This window comes from Pantoea sp. JZ2 (genome assembly GCF_035191405.1).
Taxonomy (GTDB): domain Bacteria; phylum Pseudomonadota; class Gammaproteobacteria; order Enterobacterales; family Enterobacteriaceae; genus Pantoea; species Pantoea stewartii.
This window is the reverse complement of sequence record NZ_CP045248.1, coordinates 37,094-57,038: the sequence shown is the minus strand read 5'-3', so window position 1 is coordinate 57,038 and position 19,945 is coordinate 37,094. Positions and strand designations below refer to the sequence as shown.

Here is a 19,945-nt window from a genome sequence, read left to right as displayed (position 1 = left end):
GCACCATGACTGCCACCAAAAAGACGGTACTACTGGTTTCACTTTTCGTTCTTTATTATTTACTTCCTCTGGAGTTCCGCAATCTCTGGCAGCCTGATGAAACGCGTTATGCCGAAATCAGCCGTGAAATGCTGCAAAACGGCAACTGGATTACGCCGCACTTCTTCGGTCTGCGTTATTTCGAAAAACCCATCGCCGGCTACTGGTTCAATACTGTTGGACAGGCCATTTTTGGTCACAATAACTTCGCCGTCAGGATTGGTTCGGTCTTTTCAACCCTGATGAGCGCCATCCTGATTTACTGGCTGGGTTGTCGCCTGTTTGCTCGCCGTACCGTTGCTCTCACGGCCAGCGTTATCTTTATGACCTCACTTCTGGTCTACGGTATTGGTACTTATGCCGTGCTGGATCCGATGCTGACGTTATGGATGGTTGCGGCGATGTGCAGCTACTGGTTCGCCAGCGAAGCGCAAAATGTGCGGCAACGTATCCTCCGTTATCTGATTTTGGGCTTAGCCTGCGGCATGGGCTTTATGACCAAAGGTTTCCTTGCCCTGGCGGTTCCTGTACTGGCGATCCTTCCATGGGCGATCTGGAACCAGCGTTTTCGGGAACTGGTTATTTATGGCCCACTGGCGATTGTCAGTGCGGCAGCCATCAGTGCACCCTGGGCGATTGCCATTCAGCAGCAACAACCTGATTTCTGGCATTACTTTTTCTGGGTTGAGCATATCCAACGTTTTGCCGAAGACAACGCACAGCATAAGGCACCTTTCTGGTACTACCTGCCAGTGCTGATTGCCGGCGCGCTGCCCTGGCTGGCGTTGTTACCGGGCGCACTGCGTTCAGGCTGGACCCAACGCCAGCAGTCCTCAGGTGGTGTTTATCTGTTGAGCTGGGTCGTGATCCCCTTGGTGTTTTTCAGCATTGCGAAAGGGAAACTGCCGACGTATATCCTGCCTTGCTTTGCGCCGCTGGCGCTGCTGATGGCTGACTATGCCTGGCGTAAAGTGGGTGAGAACACGCGCGTCTTTAAAGTCAACGCCTGGATCAATATCCTGTTTGGCGCGATCTGTGTGGTTACGTTGCTGGTCGTGCTGGCACCCTGGGGATTAAGCCATCGTCCGCTCTATGGCGCACATCAGCTGGTTGCACTCATTATGGCCGTGATCGCGTTTGCGGGCTGGGCTGTCGCGGGGGCTTTCAGCCTGAAATCGCCACAACGCAACTGGCTGGCCGCCGCGCTTTGCCCTTTGGCGCTGGCGCTCTGTGTCGGTTCGGCAATTCCGGAAAGCGTTGAGAATACCAAGCAACCCCAGGTCTTCATCCGCAGTATTGAAAACAGCCTGGCGAACAGCCGCTATATCTTAAGTGATAATTCCGGCGTGTCGTCAGCCATCGCCTGGACGCTGAAACGCAGCGATATCATTGCCTACAGTCAAAAGGGCGAGCTGCAGTATGGTCTTAGCTATCCCGATGCCCAGTCTGCCTATGTCAGCAGCGAGGATTTCCCGCAATGGCTTCAGGCGCACCGTAAGCAGGGCAATGTCTCGTTGATCATGATGCTGGAACGCGGTGAAGCGACACCCACGGATTTACCGCCAGCGGATGCGGTCTATCGCAACGGTCGGATGCTGTTACTGCAATACAATGCGGCTAACTGATCGTGAGTTTATTATTGGTGCTGCTGACCAGTTTACTCACCTGCGCAGGTCAGCTCTGTCAGAAACAGGCGGCACGGCAAACAAACAGGGCTAACCTGGCCGGCTGGCTGCTGGCCAGTCTTATAATGTTAGCGCTGGGGATGGTGGCCTGGTTGCTGGTGCTGCAGCGTTTGCCGGTAAGCCTGGCCTACCCGATGCTGAGTATTAACTTTATTCTGGTTGCCCTGGCCGCACGGTTTATCTGGCGTGAAAAAATGTCGCCTCTGCAATGGGCTGGCACGGTACTGATTGTCGCAGGCGTCGCCCTGATAGGGAGCTACGCATGAAGGGTTATTTGCTGGCCTTATGCAGCGTTTTGCTGGTGACACTCGCTCAGTTAATGCTGCGCTGGGCGATGCTTCAGTTGCCCAGTTTACAGGCCGTGTTGATCCAGCATCCCGTGAACTGGCTGCCGCTGCTGATTCTGTGTGGCGGACTGACTGCTTACGCCTGTTCGATGGTGAGCTGGTTTCTGGCACTGCGCCATCTGCCACTCAGCCGGGCCTATCCGTTGCTGAGTATCAGCTATGTACTGGTCTGGTTGATGGCAATCAGTCTGCCGCTGTTCGCTGAGCCTTTTCATACAGGCGCGATGGTCGGCGTCATGTTGGTGCTGGCAGGATTACTCTGTATGTGTATTAAGCCGCACAAAACCGACTGAAATGACCAGACCGGAACCGGCGTCGTTATAAGCAGGGCAACAAAATCAGTTCAGGATACGTGTTGCACCGCTCTTTTCAGCCAACCACAGTGACGCCGGCAACTTGCCGGCGTCACTGTTTCCGGTATCAGAACGTTTCCCAATTGGCTTCAGTTACGCTGGACTGGCGTGCAGACACCACGACTTTAGGTGCCGCGGACGATATAGCCTGACTGGCCACCACACTTTTCTTATTACTGGGTACCCGGAATACAGCAACCGTTTTTTCCAACGCTTCTGCCTGCGATTCCAGTGAGCTGGCAGCGGCTGAGGACTCTTCAACCAGCGCGGCGTTTTGTTGCGTCGTGGTGTCCATCTCTGTCATCGCCTGGGCGATCTGCGATATGCCACGATTCTGCTCATCCGAGGCTGCAGCGATTTCGCTCATAATATCTTTAACCTGGGTCACCGACAGCACGATCTCGTCCATTGTCGTTCCCGCCTGATCCACCAGGGTCGAACCTTCATTGACGCGATTCAGTGAATCGCGGATCAGCGTCTCAATTTCCTTAGCCGCAACAGCGCTGCGCTGCGCCAGGTTTCTGACTTCGCCAGCGACAACGGCAAAACCACGCCCTTGTTCGCCGGCACGGGCCGCCTCTACGGCAGCGTTCAGGGCCAGAATATTCGTCTGGAAGGAAATACCGTTAATGACACTGATAATTTCGCCAATCTTACCTGAACTGGTCGTAATGCCTTGCATGGTGGTGACAACGCTTCGGATGATCTCACCGCCGCGTCCGGCATTGGCAGAAGCCTCTGTAGCGAGTTGGCTGGCGTGATGCGCGTTTTCCGCATTCTGTTTCACGGTGGAGGTTAACTCTTCCATGCTGGCCGCAGTTTGCACCACGGCGGCAGACTGTTGCTCGGTCCGGGAAGACAGATCCATATTGCCGGCAGCGATCTCTGAAGAAGCGCGAGCCACGCTGTTCACGCCGTCGCGTACATGGGTAATTATGTTTTGCAGGCTGTCGTTCATCAGGCTGACGGCCTGCATCAATTGCCCCAGTTCATCACGACGAGCCGTGGACAGCGAGGCGGTCAAGTCGCCTTCCGCTATGCGTTTGGCTACGCTGAGCGTTTCTTTCAACGGAACCGTAATGGAAAGCGTTATTCGCCAGGCGATCAGCAGACTAAGCAGCACACAAATCGCGGCGACAATCGCAATCTGCGTTTCCGCTTTGTGTAATGCATTTGCGGATTCGGAAGCCTGGTAGTTAAAAAGCTCCGCAACGGACGTATTCAGTTTTCCGGCGGTGATGTTCAGTTGTTTCGACGCGGTTGTTTCTACCGCCACGGCTGACAGATAGTCAGTAAAGGCCTGCCTGAGTTGCGCCAAATCCGTTTTCTGCGTCTCCAGCACCGCCTGGATATCCGGGACAGACAGCGCGAGCAACTGTGCGCGCAACTGAGTAACGGTGGAAATGTTGTCGCTGATTTCACTTTTACTGGATTCGGTCGGTTTGTCGACAAAACGCTCTACATCACCGGCGATCTCTTTCAGTATCGATGCTAAGCGCAACACCTGAAGCATGGCCTCAGGCTGAGCGGGAATCGTGATACCATCAAGCCGCTGACCGACAGCCAGCAGATCATTGTTTTGAATGAGGGAGGCGGCAGCAAACGTTTTTTGCGAGGCATTATAAAAAACCTCGCGGTGCGTCTTGTAGTTTTCCAGTTCGTTTGCGGCAGTAGTAAGTGTGTTTTCGCTCTGACTGTCCCAGCTAAAGGTCTTAAGTCTGTTTACCTGTGCTGTTAAATCGTTCAGCGCTTTTGCGTTAACCTGCGCATAGTGTTCGTCTTTCGTGTACTGATAAAGCAGCCGGCTGGTTCGTGCTTCACCGAGTGTGTTGACAAAATCGACAGTAATGTCCTGTTTTTGCGCATTCTCCTTAATGGTTTCAAAGCCTTTAAACGCTAACAGTGCGATGGTCAGGGTTGCAACTATCAGCACAACAAAACTGAGCCCCAGCTTTTTCCCCATTTTCATATCGGAAAACGTACGCGTAATAAACATAATTCCACCCTGATAGCCGGTAAGGGAAATAATTTGCAGCGAGAAACAGGCTTCTACTGCTTAATAAAACTTATCGACTGTTACGTTGAAAACTTTAAAGACGTTTTGAAATAAATCTTCACAAATATGGAGGTGATGCATTTGCACTGTTTTAAAAGAAAAATTAAAACTTTAAACGTCATTAATAAAAGGCATGATAATTAGCTTGCGAATAATAAGAGGCGAGTTCTGTCTGACGTTTTTTACGTTTTCTGGCGTTATGAGAACAAAAATTTTACTGTTTCAAACTTCCATAAATTTATAATTTTATAAAAATATTCAATATCTTAATCAGTAATCTGATTGATTTTTCACTGGTTATCCGCTCAACTTGTTGACTAAATATTAACATTGAAGCGGCGCGGTTAGGGTGGCCATAATGATAGTGTACGTATTCTAATGATTTATGACCTTCAACCCTGGGTGTGTTTATAATTTGTATTAGTTAATTACAGAGATTAACTAATGTTTCACAGACACTTCATTATTGAGAGGTGCGTTTAATATGATTAATCTTTTTCAACTATTTGGAAACAGGCTAACCAAACATGCAATATATGACCTTTCTGCTGGCCGCCCTTATTTTTAGCGGCTCCGCTGCTGCTGCGCCTGCAGCATCCCAACCTGTCTCTCTGCTCTCACGCGCACTGCATGAAAGAATGCTGCTGATGAAAGACGTCGCAGCGTTCAAAAAAGTGCATAACAAGCCGGTTGAAGACCTGACCAGGGAAAAGGATGTGCTGGCAGAAGCGCAGGAAAAATCGGCTCAGGCCGGGCTGGATCCCCAATCTGTTACCGTCTTCTTTCAGGCATTGATGGATGCCAGCAAAGCGATTCAGTATCGCTACATGGCGGACTGGCTGGCCAAACCTCAGTCGGTCCCACCGGCTAAAGATCTGGCTGAGTTGCGAAAGCAAATCAATCAGTTAGATGAACAAATTCTGCAAGCGATTCATCAGCAACTGTCGCAGGGCAGTTTTTCGAAAAGCGATTTAACCTCTCTTCATCACCAACTGGATGTGCAACATCTGAGCGGGGATGATATTAATAACGTTTTACAGGGACTTGAGCAAATTAAACTAAAGCGGTAACGTGCCGCCAGCGTACACGCGTTAAATAACGAACGACTTCTCATTATATCTGCATTGCAACATCACGCCCGTCCTGTCAGGCGGGCGATGCTGTTTTCACTTCCTGACTGTTCTGTCGGAAATCCCCTTTTGATACGCGCAGGTAATGCAGTCGTTCTGCTCGGCGCACGGCTGTTTCTTTCGACAAAACTGCTACCTGAATCACATACGTAGCCAATACATGCTTCCTGAAAACCTTACAGATGATAAGGTTTTTGGCGACTGAATTCAGGATTGTTACTGGTCGACAGGCAAAACCTGAACGCGATATGGGATAACCCATTAAGCGTTCGGGTTTTTTTTGGCCTGAAGAACAGGCAACACCCTAACAAACTGAACATTCCCCATTTTCACATATGTATGTTTATCAGGATGTAAAGAAAGATGATAAATGCTCGCTACAAACAGTATGTACTCGCGCTTTTGCTGGTTTCACCGCTATCAGTCGGCCAGGAATGGAATGGCACAGTATTAGGTTTTGACGCTTCTCCCGCTCCCATGCTGGGCGATATGTTGGGTATTCGTAACATCCTTAATGATAACGGTTTTACCTACAATCTGGGTTATCTGAACGAAATCGGCTGGAATGCTGGCGGTGGCTACCATCAAGACTCGCATGTGGCTTATATCGATCAGTTTGCGTTGACCTTCACTCAGGATTTGGCGCGCTGGACAGGTATTCCCGATGCACGAATTGAGGGGAATATCGTCAATCGTAACCACAATGATGACCTCACCACCAGACGCGTGCAGGATCCGCGAGTGAATATCAACGACCTGACGCAGGAAAGCTGGGGCGGCCAGTCCATTACCCGTTTGGGCTGGCTGACCTTTGCGCGCAGTTTTGACGATCGCCGCATCACCTGGCGAATCGGGATGATGAATAAAGTCCAGACCTTCGATCAGATCATTCCCTGTGACTTCCAGCTACTTTCCCAGTGCGGCGGCAAGTCGGCTAACGCGCTCACCTGGCATAACTGGAACGTCCACACCTGGGGCACAACGCTGTCGTATAACGTGACGCCGGCCCTCACATTAAAGGGGGGAGTGATGGAGCAGAACCCGGATGCCTCCAGCCGTCATCATGCCTGGAGCGGGTCGACGAAGGGCAGCAAAGGCATATTACTTCCGGTTGAAATTGAAGCGCGCCCGATGATCAATCATCTTCCCGGAGCGTATAACCTGGGCGTGGTATTCACCAATGCGCCACAAACGGATCTTTATCACGGAAGATCGGGTGGGGCAGGGGCAACAGACCCAGAAGGTTATACACAACGCAATCGTACCTGGTTTGTGTACGCCGGAATGAATCAGCAACTCACGCAGCATAAGGACGATTCGAATCGTGGGTTAAGTGCCTCCGCCAGCATGAGCCTTGCCGACCAGCGTACCAATTATATTCATCAGGTTTATGCCGCCTCAGTGCGCTATCGGGGACTGTTTGACGCACGACCGGAAGACTGGATGGGTCTTGGTCTCAGCTGGATTGATATGAGCACTGGCTATGCCCGAAATCAGCGCTATATGAATACACTTAGCGGGCTGAGTGATCATAACAATCCGATGTATCATCCGGTACCGGGCCATTCCCTGAACGGGGAGTTTTACTATCGCTTCCGTCCTCTGTCGTGGCTGGAGCTACAGCCGGGCATACAGTACTGGCACCAACCGGGCGGCGTATCGCGCACGCAGGATGCCTGGGTCACCACGCTGAAAACCGCGGTAACTTTCTGACCCCACAGCAAAAGTACGATATGTGTCACGTTTTTTACGCATGATACGGATAGGTTGTAATTGAAACTGATAGAGTTCCCTCACTGGATTGTGACTGCTAAAAGCAGGCAAAACCTGATTTTCTGGCTTCTGCCGGATGTCAGGTTTTTTTGTTTCTGGGGTTCCGATGAAAATCGCCAAAATTCTTAATAACAATGTGGTGGTTGCTCTGGATGAGCGTGGGTCCGAACAGGTTGTCATGGGGCGTGGGCTGGCCTTTCAGAAGCGCGCAGGCGACACGCTGGAAACCGCACTGATTGAAAAGGTGTTTGCGCTGCAGAATGACGTGCTGGTGCGTCGGCTAGGGGAACTGCTGAGTCAGATCCCACTTGAGGTGATGACGACCTGTGACCAGATCATCAGGCTGGCAGGACAGCGGCTGGGAAAGCTGCAGGATAGTTTGTATATCACCTTAACCGACCACTGCTACTTTGCGATTGAGCGGCAAAAGAAAGGGCTGGCAATCAAAAATGTGTTGCTGTGGGAAATTAAACGTCTCTATCCCAGAGAATTTGGGCTGGGTCAGGAGGCGAGGGCCATTATTGCCCGACGTCTGCATGTCGATTTGGCCGAGGATGAGGCGGGATTTATTGCTCTCCATCTGGTTACGGCCCAGTTGGACAGTGAAATGCCTGAAGTGATGCATGTCACCAGGATCATGCAGGAGATCCTGCAACTGGTGAAGTATCAACTGCACCTGGAGTACGACGAAGAGTCGCTCAGCTATCAGCGTTTCGTTACTCATCTGAAGTTTTTTGCCCAGCGAATGCTGACCCGCACGGTGGTGCAGGATGACGATGTGTCTTTGCATGCAGCGGTCAAAGACAACTATGGCATGGCCTGGAAATGCGCCGGAAAAATCGCTCAGCACCTGAATAAAAACTATCAGCGCGAGCTGACAACCGAAGAAATCATGTTTCTCACCCTCCATATTGAGCGGGTGAGAAAAGAGGGGCGTTAAGCCTCAACACGGGATTGTTACTGCATTACGCAGGCAAAACCTGAGTGCGGCCTTCTGACGAAGGACGCCCTCAGGTTTTTTTTTAATTCAACAGGTGGCTACAGGCACCGGATGTAAGGAAAACGAGATGGAATACCAGGCTTTAGCGAAGGATATTCTCAGCCACGCTGGCGGAAAAGAGAACATCATCAGCCTTGTGCATTGCGCAACCCGGCTTCGTTTTAAACTGAAAGACAAGCAGAAAGCAGATGCCGAGGGGCTGAAGAACAACCCGGATGTGATTATGGTGGTAGAAAGCGGCGGCCAATTTCAGGTCGTCATTGGGAACCACGTCCATGACGTCTGGCAGGCGGTGCGCAACGAGGCCGGGCTGACTGATGACGCGCCTGTCGTGGAGGAAAAGGGCGACAAGGGCACCTTATCTGGCCGCCTGATCGACATTGTCTCCGGAATTTTTACGCCATTTATCGGCGTCCTGGCGGCCTCTGGTATCCTCAAAGGGTTACTGGCGCTGGCAGTGGTCTGCGGTTGGCTCACCACGGAAAGCGGCACCTATAAAATATGGTTCGCCGCCAGCGACGCGCTGTTCTTCTTTTTTCCATTAGTGCTGGGCTACACCGCTGGGAAAAAGTTCGGCGGTAATCCTTTTATCACCATGGTCATTGGCGGCGCGCTGACCCATCCGATCATGATCGCTGCGTTCAACGCCAGCCAGCAGCCGGATGCGGTGACCGAGGCGTTTCTCGGCATTCCGGTGACCTGGTTTAACTACAGCTCGTCCGTAATCCCGATTATTCTTGCCGCGTGGGTAAGCTGCTGGCTGGAAAGACAGAGTACGAAGCTGCTGCCATCCTCGATGAAAAATTTCTTCGCGCCGCTCATTTGCCTGGGCGTGACGGTCCCCCTGACTTTCCTGGTGATTGGCCCACTGGCAACCTGGCTCAGCCAGATGCTGGCAAACGGTTATCAATGGATCTATGCACTGGCACCGTGGCTGGCGGGCGCGGCAATGGGCGCGCTCTGGCAGGTCTGCGTCATCTTTGGTCTGCACTGGGGGCTGGTACCGTTGATGATAAACAACGTGGCGGTGCTGGGCCACGACTCTATGTTGCCGATGCTGCTGCCTGCGGTCTTCGGTCAGGTGGGTGCGGCGTTAGGGGTCTTCCTGCGCACCCGCGATGCGCGTCAAAAAATGCTGGCCGGATCGTCCGTGACGGCAGGGATCTTCGGCATTACCGAACCCGCGGTCTATGGTGTCAATCTGCCGCTGCGCCGCCCCTTTATCTTTGGCTGCGTGGCGGGAGCTGTCGGTGGAGCTATTGTTGGCTTCAGCGATACCCACGTTTATTCGTTTGGCTTTGCCAATATTTTTACCCTCGCCCAGATGATACCGCCGGGCGGCGTGGATGCCACGCTGTGGGGCGGCCTTTTCGGCACAATGGTGGCACTGGTCCTGAGTTGCGGCCTGACGTTGGTCGCCGGGATGCCAGCGCGCGCAACGCCTAACGGGCACGCATCAGCAGGCAAAAACACGGTGTTATCGCCGATGACCGGCACCGTTCTGGCACTTGACCAGGTACCGGATACCACCTTCGCCAGCGGCCTGCTGGGCAGCGGTGCCGCTATCATTCCGTCTGATAACAACGTCGTTGCCCCTTTCACCGGCGTTGTTGCCTCGCTTTTTCAGACCAAACATGCCATTGGCCTGCTCAGCGACAGCGGCATTGAAGTATTGATTCACGTGGGCATCGACACCGTGAAGCTCAATGGCATCCCCTTTACCGCTCACGTGAAGGTAGGTGACAGCGTGCAGCCGGGCGATCTGCTGCTGGAGTTTGATCGTCAGGCAATTATCGATGCCGGTTACGACCTGACGACCCCGATTATTATCAGCAACAGCGACGAATATCGCGAGGTAGCGACCGTGACGGCAACATTCGCCAATGCCGGTGTACCGCTAATCTGCGTAAGCCATCAATAACAGGAGAACATAATGAAGACTTTCCCGGATGATTTTTTATGGGGTGGAGCGTTAGCCGCCAACCAAACAGAGGGTGCTTATCTGGACGATGGAAAAGGGCTGTCAACTTCTGACGTTCAGCCACAGGGGGTTTTTGGTCCGGTGGTAGAGCGCGTCGCGGGAGACAGCAGTATCAAGGATGTGGCTATCGACTTCTATCACCGCTATCCGGAAGACATCAAACTTTTTGCTGAAATGGGTTTTAAATGCCTGCGTGTTTCGATTGCCTGGACGCGTATTTTCCCGAACGGTGATGATCAGCAGCCAAACGAGGCAGGGCTGGCTTTTTACGACAGGCTGTTTGACGAACTGGCCGCGCACGGTATCAAGCCGCTTGTCACACTGTCGCATTATGAAATGCCATGGGCGCTGGTAAAGCAGTACGGCGGCTGGGGAAGTCGTCAGACTATCGGTTTTTTTGAACGCTACGCCCGCACTGTGTTTGCGCGCTACAAAGAGAAGGTGAAGCTGTGGCTGACTTTCAACGAGATCAACATGTCCTTGCACGCGCCGCTGACTGGCGTTGGTCTGCCGGAAACCAGCAATAAAGGCGAAGTGTACCAGGCAATCCATCATCAACTGGTCGCCAGCGCGCTGGCGGTAAAAGCCTGTCATGACATTATTCCTGATGCCAGAATCGGCAATATGCTGTTGGGCGGCCTGGTATACCCGCTGACCTGCAAGCCAGAAGACGTGCTGGAAGCGCTACAGGAGAACCGCAGCTGGCAGTTCTTCGGTGACGTGCAGTGCCGCGGTGCCTACCCGGGCTATATGCTGCGCTTCTTCCGTGACAACGGTATTCAGATTGACATCACCGATGCCGACCGCGAGGCGCTGACATCAACGGTCGACTTTATCTCGTTCAGCTACTATATGACCGGCTGTGTCACCACCGATGAGGCGTTAAATCAGCAGGCACGGAGCAACATCCTGAGCATGGTGCCAAACCCGCATCTGGCAAGCTCCGAATGGGGCTGGCAGATAGATCCTGTCGGTCTGCGTACGCTGCTCAACGTGCTCTGGGATCGCTATCAGAAACCCCTGTTTATCGTGGAAAACGGCCTGGGTGCGAAGGATAAACCTGACGCGGACGGCGTAGTGCAGGATGACTACCGCATCAGCTACCTTAATGACCATTTAGTACAGGTGCGCGAGGCGATTGACGACGGTGTAGAGGTGATGGGCTATACCAGCTGGGGGCCCATCGATCTGGTCAGCGCCTCCAGAGCCGAGCTGTCCAAGCGCTATGGTTTTATTTATGTTGACCGCGATGACAATGGGAACGGCACGCTGGCGCGCAGCCGCAAGAAAAGCTTCTGGTGGTATAAAGAAGTTATCGCCACCAGTGGTGCATCGCTGGCACCCTGATCCCGCGCGAAAGGGTGAGTCAACTGAACTCGCCCTGACGTTCCTGTGCCGCTTCAGACCGGAACGACGATACTTATGCGGCCCGCGCGCAGGCGTTGATGACGGTGTCGTTTTTGCTGAATGCGGCCAACAGATGAATCCGTTGATAGCGCCACTGACAGAGATCGTAGCGTAGGTGATGAGGCTGTCTCATCGCCGTAAGGGTGAGTCATAAAGCCTGTCTGAGGTATATCGACGAATGAAAAACGTGGGTTAAGCGGGTGATGGCGTTGGCCGCTTAACCGTCCGTCACTGCTCTGTCTTACTGCAGGCAGTCTATATATTTTTGAGCTGAGCGGTTCACCACCTGTTTCGCGTCAGACGCAATATCGCGCCCTTCAAACGCACTATAAAGTCGATCAAAGGCAAAGGGGGTCAGACGCTCGGTTATTGTCCTGATGTTGTCTGCCGGTAAAGGCAGCATGTTGGGATAGGTCCACATGAAGGACACAGCATTTGCCCCCGGCGCAACCTGAATAATATCGCCAGACAACAGGATGCCTTCATTTTTTGCCCAGTGCAGTACCGTGCCGCCCGCGAAGTGGCCACCCAGCCGCAACAAACTTATGTCAGGGAGCAGAGTCAGGACATCGCCATCCCATAACTGCAGATGTGGGCTGTCACGCACAATCCATTCGCTGTCGCTGGCGTGGATATACAATGGCGCATCAAATATTGCTGCCCAGTCTTGCATGTTGCTGTAATAGTGGGGATGTGAAATCGCAATTGCGTCGATACCGCCCAGCGCACGAATGATATCGACGGTGGCGGCATCAAGGTTAGGTATGCAGTCCCACAGCACGTTGCCCTGTTGTCCTTTAATCAAAAACGCGCGCTGGCCGATGGCAAAATCAGGCACAGACTGCAGGCTAAACAATCCCGTTTCAGGTTGCTGCCATTTATTGCTGTGCGCGGCATGGAGCGCTTCACTGGATGTCCATTGTTGCCCTGAAGCCGGCACGTACTGACGTTCATCTTCGCAAATTATGCAGTGGGTTGTTTCCATCTGCGAGTAGGCGGTTCCGCATGTGACACAGATCTTTGTCATCCTGTTCTCCCCCGTTAATGTCTTAGATTCATTGTAGAATCTGCATCGGAAGCAGGTTTCCTTTTGTGCTGTGCGCGGCGGTTTTGAGGTTGCTAACCCTGATGGCTATAGACAAAAAAATCTTCATCTTGCATAGCAAACTGTGCCACCGGGTACATGCCAAGGCGTTGATGGGCCTGAATTGAACGGCTGTTTTGCGCCTGAATAAATAACACAGGTGCGCCCTGATGATACTGGCACATGTGGTGATAAAGGCGTTTTAGTAATCCCTTTCCCCGTTCAGCCTCACTGATACAAGCCGGGCCGTAGAGCCAACAGTGCCACCCCGGTGGCCACGCATGAAGCATCGCGTTAATCATCTCGGGTTCGTGCTGAGTGGGAATGGCGCTAAATAATACGCCGGTAATCGCCTCATCGCGCTGGGCAACCACTGTCCTGGCACCGGCGCGACGCAGCATCCCTTCAACTTTATCGGCAGGAAAATCCCCATTCAGTGTGCCGCCGCGTCCGGCCGAGTTTGCCTGAAGCAGGGCTGTAATACCGGCCAGATCGTGCAGGGTCGCCAGTCTGATAACCGAGCGGTCAGAATTCACCACAGCTTACCCCTTCGATTCGTCACGGCGGTACAAGGTCCATTCCTCGACATGTTCACCCGAAGGCAGGATACAGTAGCCCACTTCACCCGTTGGCGTTTTTACAATATCGCTTTTTCCGCCAACGGCCAGACAATGCTGTGAGGCAGGATTGGCGAGGCCTGATGTGCGGGTGAGATGATCCGGCGCACAGCCCACGACCAAAATTGATGTTAAAACCAATAAAAATTGCCGCATAACCACTCACTTTTAATCCGTCAGAAACGCCATAGTATATTCCAGACGTGGCGTGAAAACGCACTTAGCCATCGAAAAGAGGAACGACAATGTCAGACAAGCCGTTAAAAATGGTTACCTTACTGGGCAGCCTGAGAAAAGGATCGTATAACGCGATGATTGCGCATGCGCTACCGCAACTGGCACCGCAGGGCGTGGTGGTAGAAGCGCTGCCGTCAATCCGGGATATTCCACTTTATGATGCGGATATCCAGCAGGAAGCAGGCTTTCCAGATACCGTCACGGCGCTGGCTGAACAGATCCGCCATGCTGATGGCGTCATTATCGTGACCCCTGAATACAACTACTCCGTTCCTGGCGGACTGAAAAATGCCATCGACTGGTTGTCTCGCGTGCCCAATCAGCCTTTAGCCGGTAAGCCCGTGGCGATTCAAACGAGTTCAATGGGGGCTATCGGTGGCGCACGCTGTCAGTATCATCTGCGGCAGATTTTGGTTTTTCTGGATGCGATGGTGTTAAACAAACCGGAATTCATGGGGGGCGTTATCCAGAATAAAGTGGATGAGCAGGCCGGAGAGGTGATTGAACAGGGTACAACAGAGCATCTGGCTAAGCAGTTAGCGGCATTTAGCGACTTCATTCGAAAGGTGAGCTGACAAACCGCAAGAACCACGCCTGTAACAGGCGTGGTTCCTGAATTGGCTCTTAACGCAGTAATGACAGCATCGTCTGTGGCACCTGGTTGGCCTGCGCCAGTACCGAGGAACCTGCCTGCTGGAGGATCTGAGCACGTGACATATTCGACACTTCCGTCGCGTAGTCCGCATCCTGAATACGGCTGCGGGCAGCAGTCAGGTTGGTGACGGTGTTGTTCAGGTTGCTGATGGTGGACTCAAAACGGTTCTGAGACGCACCCAACAGGCTACGCTGACTGTCAACGGCTTTAATCGCTTTGTCAATATCTGCCAGCGGTGTGCTGCCAGATGCTGTACCGCCCGATCCACCGGTAACGGCACCTTTCAGTACGTCAAAGCCGATAGCCGCGGTGCTGCGGGCTGTACCATTCACTGTCTGACCGGTTGTTGAACTGGTATTTTGCACGTTACCAGAAGAGGCGTTACCTGCTGCGGCCAGGTCAAAACTGTCACTTGAACTGATGGTAATTCCGATCGTTTGGCCATCCTGCGCACCAACCTGGAAGTTGTAGGTGGTGCTGCCTGAACCGGTGTTCAGTACTTTGAGTCCGTTAAAGTCGGTCTGCTTGGTATCGCGGTCAATTTCCTGCATGCGCTGGTTAACTTCAGCCTGAATCGAATCGATATCCGAAGCAGAGTTGGAGCTGTTCTGCGCCTGAACGGTCAGATCGCGGACGCGCTGCAGGTTGTTGTTTATCTCATCCAGCGCACCTTCCGCTGTCTGAGACAATGAAATACCGTCGTTCGCGTTACGCGCAGCAACGGTCAGACCGTTGATGTTTGACGTAAAACGGTTAGCAATCGCTTCACCCGCGGCATCATCTTTTGCGCTGTTAATACGCAGGCCCGATGACAGACGTTCAATAGCGGTACCCAGAGAAGACTGAGACTTATCCAGGTTATTCTGAGTGATGAGCGACAGAACGTTAGTGTTAATCACTGACATGATAAATTCCTTCTAAGGAGAACGTATGATTTACGCATTATTATTATCGAAACGAAACCACAGAACTTTAATTAAAAATCGCCAGATAAGATTAATTCGTGAATAGCAGAAGTGCCGTTTTAAGCGAAAGGAAACGCCTGCGGTATCCTTGTAAAAAAGAATTATTGCCACACATCAAATACAACCAAATTACTTAATTCCTTAACCTTAAAAACTTTTTGTTACAGCATTTACTGTTAAATAGCACGGATAATTAAATATCAGAAAAAGTCCCTGATGCCAGGCGGTTGCCTTATTTTCTTCCTGTTTATGCATTGATAAGAAAACCTGTATTAAACCTGTCTAAAAAAGCCCGCCAAGATATATCATTACTTCCGTGTAACACTTTGAAATAATGAAAGTTATGCGAAAATCGTTTTACGTCCTGGCGCAACGTGGTCAGAGAGGATGAGTGGTATTGCATTGCAAAGCAAGTGGGCAGGGTAGCACGGCCCAATCACTGCCGCTGGTTTCACAGAAACGGGAGAAATTAATCTAAACCTGTATTACGTATGAATTAGATCTGAAAGAGAGTGGTAAAGCGTTACCGCTATTCAGAAACAGTAAAGCAGAACGATGAAGGGAAGATAATGACCAGACAGATATCTTTTACAAGATATCTGTCTGCAGAGTAATAAGATAAGGCGGCTATTACATTTTTGCGAATTGTGCAGCCAGATAGTTACCGGTCTGCGTCATAGAAGAAACCAGCGTACTCAGATTGGTAAATTCCGTTTTATACTGCGCCATAATCGTGGTGATTTGGTCGTTAACAGTATTGTATTGATCTGAGAGCTGCTTCAACGACGTATTAATCCCTGTTGTGGCGTTCGAAACGGTACCATTACTCGCCAGCATTTGGTTGAGATTATTCGTCACCTCTGTCGCAAAGCCGGTTGTCTTTCCATCGCCGGTCAGAAACGCTAAAACATCGGCGGGCTGATTCGTCAGCGCATTATTCAGTTTCGTACTGTCCACGGTCAGGTCACCTTTATCATCCTGTGTAATGCCCAGTTGAGACAGCTCCTGAATATTACCCGACTGAGGATCAGAAAACTGACTGCGCAGGCTGGTCTGAATATTCATTAACGTGTTATCACCGAGCAGATCGCCATTGTCAGCACTCTGCGCCTGTCCGGCTTGTACAGGCGTATAGTTTGTTTGATCGGCAATGGTTTTTTGCAGCGAATTATACGCATCCACATATGTCTGGATTGCTGTCGACATCGGCGATGTATCTGACGCGATGGATAACGTTTCCGGCGAGCCGGTATTCACTTTATTTAAATTCAGGGTTACACCTTCCGGTGCATCCGTCACAATGTTGCTGCTGCGGGTAATTGATAAACCATTCACTTTTATCTGCGCATCCTGAGCGGCAACCTGTTCTGTCATACCATTATTACTGCCACCACTGCTGTAATTGACATACTGTGCCAACGTTGAGTCGTTGGTACTGACGGTCATTACATTCGCCGTCCCGCTGTCACGTGCGGTCAGGGACAAATAATAGGTATTGTCGTTCGCCATAATAACGCTGGCGTTTACGCTGCCCTGTTGCTGGTTAATCGCGTCACGAATAGCAGTCAGGCTTGTCTGGTTCTGGTTTAACGTCACGGTCAGCGGGGATTTCTGTCCAGGCTGGCTGATCGTGATCGTGCGGGAAGCCATGCTGCTGTCGCCAAGCTGCGCTGTTTCACTACTGGCTGATTTGGAGAGCAGTGACTGTGATGCGGCCAACTGATCCACTTCAACGGAATAGTTTCCGGCAGCGGCATTGCTGGCAAGCGTGGCGGTAAACGCCGTATTCGTACTGGTGACCTTCGTGGTCGCTATGCTTGATGCGTTTTGCAAAGCCGCAGCGGCTGTCTGCAATTTTGACATTGAACTTTGTACCACGCCCCAGGCTGTCAGTTGCGCATTGTATGACGCCTGCTGTGTGGTAATTGGAGTCAACTGCGCTTCTTCAGCTGACTGTAAATTATCATATAACGTGTTGAGGTCGAGGTTAGTACCAGCGCCAAGTGAGCTTATGCTTGCCATTTTCTTGTCCTGATGAAGTGACACCAGACATGAAGATACAACGCATTAATCAGGCATTTTTCTGATTTTGCGCGTTGTTGCAAATCGGTTTATGGTCATTTCATGACCATCAATTTTTCGTTAAGCTGGTAAAAAAATGTTAACAGCAAAACAGATTGTCATTTTTTTCAGGTCTTTTTATTGAGTGTATTCGTAAATGGACAAATTAACCCTTTGCTAATCATGAAATTAAATTGCAGTCGTGTTGGCGGTGTCGCTAAACCTGTGCACTTTGACGAGACAAGTACGGTCGTGCAGCTGAAACCTGCTGTGAATAAACCCCCCCTGGCGTGACCAGAAGGAAATAGGGTGCTAACTCAAATTATTTCTTATTAAAAAATCATTAAATCCTAATCGATGCATTTGCCTTTTATCTTTCTTTTAGCCCTAAAGTTTTTATTTTTACGGCACTGCGCACTCAACAAAAAAGAATTTTAAAAATCGTTAACGCTTACGTTTGAAATATTTATTTACATCCCCCTGGTGAGGATAAATTGAGGGGACGGTTTCAGATAAGGTAGCACAACGATCTTGTCAGACGTTGTCAACGCCTGTCAGCCGTGGTTCTGGTTGGTGAAAAATCACTGCCACATTGCTCGTGTATATTAGCAGGACCAGCCTTTACTGAAGACGGGCTTGATCCGGTAAAAGCCATGTCAGCGCGCGGTGTCATCAATAACTGTTATTTGTCAGCGCATTGAAGGTTGCTCAACAATGGGGAAGTCTGTGATACATTGCCGCTCTGCCAGCGCGGCAATGATGCAGGCCTGGGCTTAACCGATACGGACTATCTTTCATGAAACGACACGATATTAACTCTTCTTTATTTCGCAGCGCAGGATTCGATCCCACTTCGGGTGTGCTCGAGCTTGAATATCGCAACGGAAGTTGCCGGCGCTGGCTGGCCGTTCCTGCCCGGGTTTACCAGGGATTTTGTGCCGCGGTGGATCCCGATAGCTTTTTCCGCGAAAGCATTGATAATCGCTACTTTTCTATGCATCACAAGCGGGATTCACAGTAACGGACACGCAGAAAAGGCCGCGCTGAGTCTGGAGGGTTGTGCGAAATCCCGCGGCCATATTCAGGTGCGGGTTGAGTAGGGCCGGGCAGGGGTTTTCACGTCGGATAAATCAGGCGGCGCTACAGCGCTAAAAACATGCCTGAGCGGGCTGCATTCGATAACGGCCATGCGCTGTTCGCATGGCCTGTCTGTTATCAGCGCGGTTACATCATTTGCGGTTGGCGAATCGCATTACCTTTCTCGAAGCGTGAGAGCCGGTAGGGCGTCAGGTCCGTATAAACGGGCTTATTCGTTAACATCTGTGCACACATCAGTCCCGCACCGGGTCCGATGGCAAAACCGTGGCCACTAAAGCCTGAGGCAATAAACATGCCGGGGAGCTGGCTCACCTGATCAATCACCGGCACCAAATCCGGTGTGGTATCAATCCAGCCGGCCCAGGCATAATCGACTTTGATGCCCTCCAGTTCGGGGAAGACGCGAATCAACTCGGCCAGGCCATCGTGAATGATGCGCTTGTCCGGCGTGGGATCAAGCACCCGGATCTTTTCAAACGGCGAGGGCCTGTCGGGCGACCAGCTTCCAGACGCTTCAGGACCAGAAAAGAATGAACCGTTCAGGCGGATTTTCAGTTTTTTAGCGACCTTGCTGCGGAACATGGGATAAAACTTCGCAGCATAACGGATGTTCTGCGGTGCTAAATCAATCTGGCCAAGGCCCGGAACGGCAACGGTGTAACTGCCGTCCAGACGGCGGCGAAGGCAGAGATTAGGCGTGCTCAGACAGCCTTTGACGACCTCAGGAGCGGCGGTTGTTTTAAATACCGTACCCAGAATATTGGCGGCAGGGAGTTCTACGCCATATTGTCTGCAGAAACGCGAACTCCACGCACCGCCGCAGCAAATTACCCGGCTGGCTTTAACCAGTCCGCGTTCTGTCCAGACGCCAGAAACACGGCCCGCGCTGATATCCAGTGCGCGCACCGCGCAATGCTGAAAAATGCTGGCTCCCAGCTTTTGCGCGCCTTTCGCAATGGCCGGTACCGCCTGCGACGGTTCTGCACGACCATCTGTCGGTGACCATACACCGCCTCGCCATGGAGTTTTGTCCCCAATGCGCTCCTGTGCTTCACGCGCGGAGAGCAACTGGCTGGTAAAGCCAATCTGTTTTGCCTGCTGTCCCCATTTTTCCCAGCGCGCCAGGTCAGCTTCATTTAGCGTGCCATAGAGGATACCGCTGCGCCTGAAGCCCAAATCCATCCCGATTTCACCACTCAGCTCATCCCAGCGCTGCAGGCTTCGCATCGCCATTGGTAACTCATGCAAATCACGGTTCTGTTGACGAACCCAGCCCCAGTTTCGGCCTGACTGTTCACCGGCAATCACACCTTTCTCAAACAGCGCAACAGAAACCCCCTGTTTCGCCAGTTCATATGCCGTTGACGTCCCCACAATCCCACCGCCTATCACAACAACATCAACAGAGGTGGGGAAGACGGAACTGTCACTGACGCTATCGACCTTAATTCGCATGG

Annotated in this window: 17 protein-coding genes; 10 read left to right on the top strand and 7 right to left on the bottom strand. The window is 51.7% G+C overall.

The window, feature by feature from the left end:
- Nucleotides 1-5: 5 nt before the first annotated feature.
- From arnT to arnF, 3 genes are read left to right on the top strand one after another with little or no spacing between them, the layout of a single operon-like run.
- Nucleotides 6-1,664 (top strand): lipid IV(A) 4-amino-4-deoxy-L-arabinosyltransferase, encoded by a 1,659-nt coding sequence (gene arnT, locus GC087_RS22765; RefSeq protein ID WP_058708901.1) that lies wholly within the window; start codon nucleotides 6-8, stop codon nucleotides 1,662-1,664.
- Between the two features lie 2 nt (nucleotides 1,665-1,666).
- Entirely contained in the window at nucleotides 1,667-1,990 is a 324-nt protein-coding gene (arnE, locus tag GC087_RS22760; RefSeq protein ID WP_039339447.1) for a 4-amino-4-deoxy-L-arabinose-phosphoundecaprenol flippase subunit ArnE, read from the top strand.
- Complete coding sequence (gene arnF, locus GC087_RS22755) at nucleotides 1,987-2,364, top strand: 4-amino-4-deoxy-L-arabinose-phosphoundecaprenol flippase subunit ArnF (protein ID WP_039339445.1); 378 nt, start codon at nucleotides 1,987-1,989, stop codon at nucleotides 2,362-2,364. The genes arnE and arnF overlap by 4 nt, the downstream gene beginning before the upstream one ends.
- Before the next feature lie 127 nt (nucleotides 2,365-2,491).
- On the opposite strand, the gene GC087_RS22750 is transcribed toward arnF, so the two are convergent.
- Nucleotides 2,492-4,420, bottom strand: coding sequence for a methyl-accepting chemotaxis protein (locus GC087_RS22750; protein ID WP_324030729.1), 1,929 nt, complete (start codon nucleotides 4,418-4,420; stop codon nucleotides 2,492-2,494).
- A gap of 587 nt (nucleotides 4,421-5,007) precedes the next feature.
- Between GC087_RS22750 and GC087_RS22745 the strand changes: the two genes are divergently transcribed.
- From GC087_RS22745 to GC087_RS22725, 5 genes are all read left to right on the top strand, one after another.
- A complete protein-coding gene (locus GC087_RS22745; RefSeq protein WP_039339441.1) occupies nucleotides 5,008-5,550 on the top strand; it encodes a chorismate mutase in 543 nt (180 codons plus the stop codon).
- A gap of 537 nt (nucleotides 5,551-6,087) precedes the next feature.
- Entirely contained in the window at nucleotides 6,088-7,323 is a 1,236-nt protein-coding gene (locus tag GC087_RS22740; RefSeq protein ID WP_324030746.1) for a carbohydrate porin, read from the top strand.
- Nucleotides 7,324-7,489: 166 nt separating this feature from the next.
- A complete protein-coding gene (gene licT, locus GC087_RS22735) occupies nucleotides 7,490-8,323 on the top strand; it encodes a BglG family transcription antiterminator LicT (RefSeq protein ID WP_033742480.1) in 834 nt (277 codons plus the stop codon).
- Nucleotides 8,324-8,450: 127 nt separating this feature from the next.
- Entirely contained in the window at nucleotides 8,451-10,304 is a 1,854-nt protein-coding gene (bglF, locus tag GC087_RS22730; RefSeq protein WP_324030728.1) for a PTS beta-glucoside transporter subunit IIABC, read from the top strand.
- Nucleotides 10,305-10,316: 12 nt separating this feature from the next.
- Nucleotides 10,317-11,711 carry a glycoside hydrolase family 1 protein gene (locus tag GC087_RS22725; protein WP_110268480.1) on the top strand — a complete coding sequence of 465 codons (1,395 nt, stop codon included), beginning with the start codon at nucleotides 10,317-10,319 and terminating at the stop codon, nucleotides 11,709-11,711.
- 301 nt (nucleotides 11,712-12,012) lie between these two features.
- On the opposite strand, the gene GC087_RS22720 is transcribed toward GC087_RS22725, so the two are convergent.
- The 3 genes from GC087_RS22720 to GC087_RS22710 all read right to left on the bottom strand — a co-directional run bounded on the left by GC087_RS22720 (nucleotide 12,013) and on the right by GC087_RS22710 (nucleotide 13,628).
- Entirely contained in the window at nucleotides 12,013-12,798 is a 786-nt protein-coding gene (locus GC087_RS22720) for an MBL fold metallo-hydrolase (RefSeq protein WP_324030727.1), read from the bottom strand.
- Between the two features lie 92 nt (nucleotides 12,799-12,890).
- Nucleotides 12,891-13,394, bottom strand: a complete 504-nt coding sequence (locus tag GC087_RS22715) for a GNAT family N-acetyltransferase (protein WP_324030726.1) — start codon at nucleotides 13,392-13,394, stop codon at nucleotides 12,891-12,893.
- A gap of 3 nt (nucleotides 13,395-13,397) precedes the next feature.
- A complete protein-coding gene (locus GC087_RS22710; RefSeq protein ID WP_324030725.1) occupies nucleotides 13,398-13,628 on the bottom strand; it encodes a putative hemolysin in 231 nt (76 codons plus the stop codon).
- An 89-nt stretch (nucleotides 13,629-13,717) separates the two neighbouring features.
- Here GC087_RS22710 and GC087_RS22705 point away from each other — a divergent pair, with 89 nt between their 5' ends.
- A complete protein-coding gene (locus GC087_RS22705) occupies nucleotides 13,718-14,284 on the top strand; it encodes an NADPH-dependent FMN reductase (protein WP_324030724.1) in 567 nt (188 codons plus the stop codon).
- 49 nt (nucleotides 14,285-14,333) lie between these two features.
- Here GC087_RS22705 and GC087_RS22700 read toward each other — a convergent pair whose 3' ends face one another.
- On the bottom strand, nucleotides 14,334-15,269 hold the full coding sequence (locus tag GC087_RS22700) for a flagellin N-terminal helical domain-containing protein (protein ID WP_006121927.1): 936 nt from the start codon (nucleotides 15,267-15,269) through the stop codon (nucleotides 14,334-14,336).
- A 690-nt stretch (nucleotides 15,270-15,959) separates the two neighbouring features.
- Entirely contained in the window at nucleotides 15,960-17,351 is a 1,392-nt protein-coding gene (gene fliD, locus GC087_RS22695) for a flagellar filament capping protein FliD (RefSeq protein WP_324030723.1), read from the bottom strand.
- A gap of 835 nt (nucleotides 17,352-18,186) precedes the next feature.
- Between fliD and GC087_RS22690 the strand changes: the two genes are divergently transcribed.
- Nucleotides 18,187-18,411, top strand: coding sequence for a KTSC domain-containing protein (locus GC087_RS22690; RefSeq protein WP_006121926.1), 225 nt, complete (start codon nucleotides 18,187-18,189; stop codon nucleotides 18,409-18,411).
- 203 nt (nucleotides 18,412-18,614) lie between these two features.
- Here GC087_RS22690 and GC087_RS22685 read toward each other — a convergent pair whose 3' ends face one another.
- Nucleotides 18,615-19,943, bottom strand: a complete 1,329-nt coding sequence (locus GC087_RS22685) for an NAD(P)/FAD-dependent oxidoreductase (RefSeq protein ID WP_110268476.1) — start codon at nucleotides 19,941-19,943, stop codon at nucleotides 18,615-18,617.
- Between the last annotated feature and the right edge of the window lie 2 nt (nucleotides 19,944-19,945).

Coding starts and splice junctions, on each gene's coding strand:
- GC087_RS22700 (WP_006121927.1), bottom strand. CDS start 15,269: ATGTCAGTGATTAACACTAACGTTCTGTCGCTCATCACTCAGAATAAC.
- GC087_RS22750 (WP_324030729.1), bottom strand. CDS start 4,420: ATGTTTATTACGCGTACGTTTTCCGATATGAAAATGGGGAAAAAGCTG.
- GC087_RS22745 (WP_039339441.1), top strand. CDS start 5,008: ATGCAATATATGACCTTTCTGCTGGCCGCCCTTATTTTTAGCGGCTCC.
- GC087_RS22710 (WP_324030725.1), bottom strand. CDS start 13,628: ATGCGGCAATTTTTATTGGTTTTAACATCAATTTTGGTCGTGGGCTGT.
- bglF (WP_324030728.1), top strand. CDS start 8,451: ATGGAATACCAGGCTTTAGCGAAGGATATTCTCAGCCACGCTGGCGGA.
- GC087_RS22690 (WP_006121926.1), top strand. CDS start 18,187: ATGAAACGACACGATATTAACTCTTCTTTATTTCGCAGCGCAGGATTC.
- GC087_RS22720 (WP_324030727.1), bottom strand. CDS start 12,798: ATGACAAAGATCTGTGTCACATGCGGAACCGCCTACTCGCAGATGGAA.
- GC087_RS22725 (WP_110268480.1), top strand. CDS start 10,317: ATGAAGACTTTCCCGGATGATTTTTTATGGGGTGGAGCGTTAGCCGCC.
- GC087_RS22685 (WP_110268476.1), bottom strand. CDS start 19,943: ATGCGAATTAAGGTCGATAGCGTCAGTGACAGTTCCGTCTTCCCCACC.
- GC087_RS22705 (WP_324030724.1), top strand. CDS start 13,718: ATGTCAGACAAGCCGTTAAAAATGGTTACCTTACTGGGCAGCCTGAGA.
- arnF (WP_039339445.1), top strand. CDS start 1,987: ATGAAGGGTTATTTGCTGGCCTTATGCAGCGTTTTGCTGGTGACACTC.
- licT (WP_033742480.1), top strand. CDS start 7,490: ATGAAAATCGCCAAAATTCTTAATAACAATGTGGTGGTTGCTCTGGAT.
- arnT (WP_058708901.1), top strand. CDS start 6: ATGACTGCCACCAAAAAGACGGTACTACTGGTTTCACTTTTCGTTCTT.
- fliD (WP_324030723.1), bottom strand. CDS start 17,351: ATGGCAAGCATAAGCTCACTTGGCGCTGGTACTAACCTCGACCTCAAC.
- GC087_RS22740 (WP_324030746.1), top strand. CDS start 6,088: ATGCTGGGCGATATGTTGGGTATTCGTAACATCCTTAATGATAACGGT.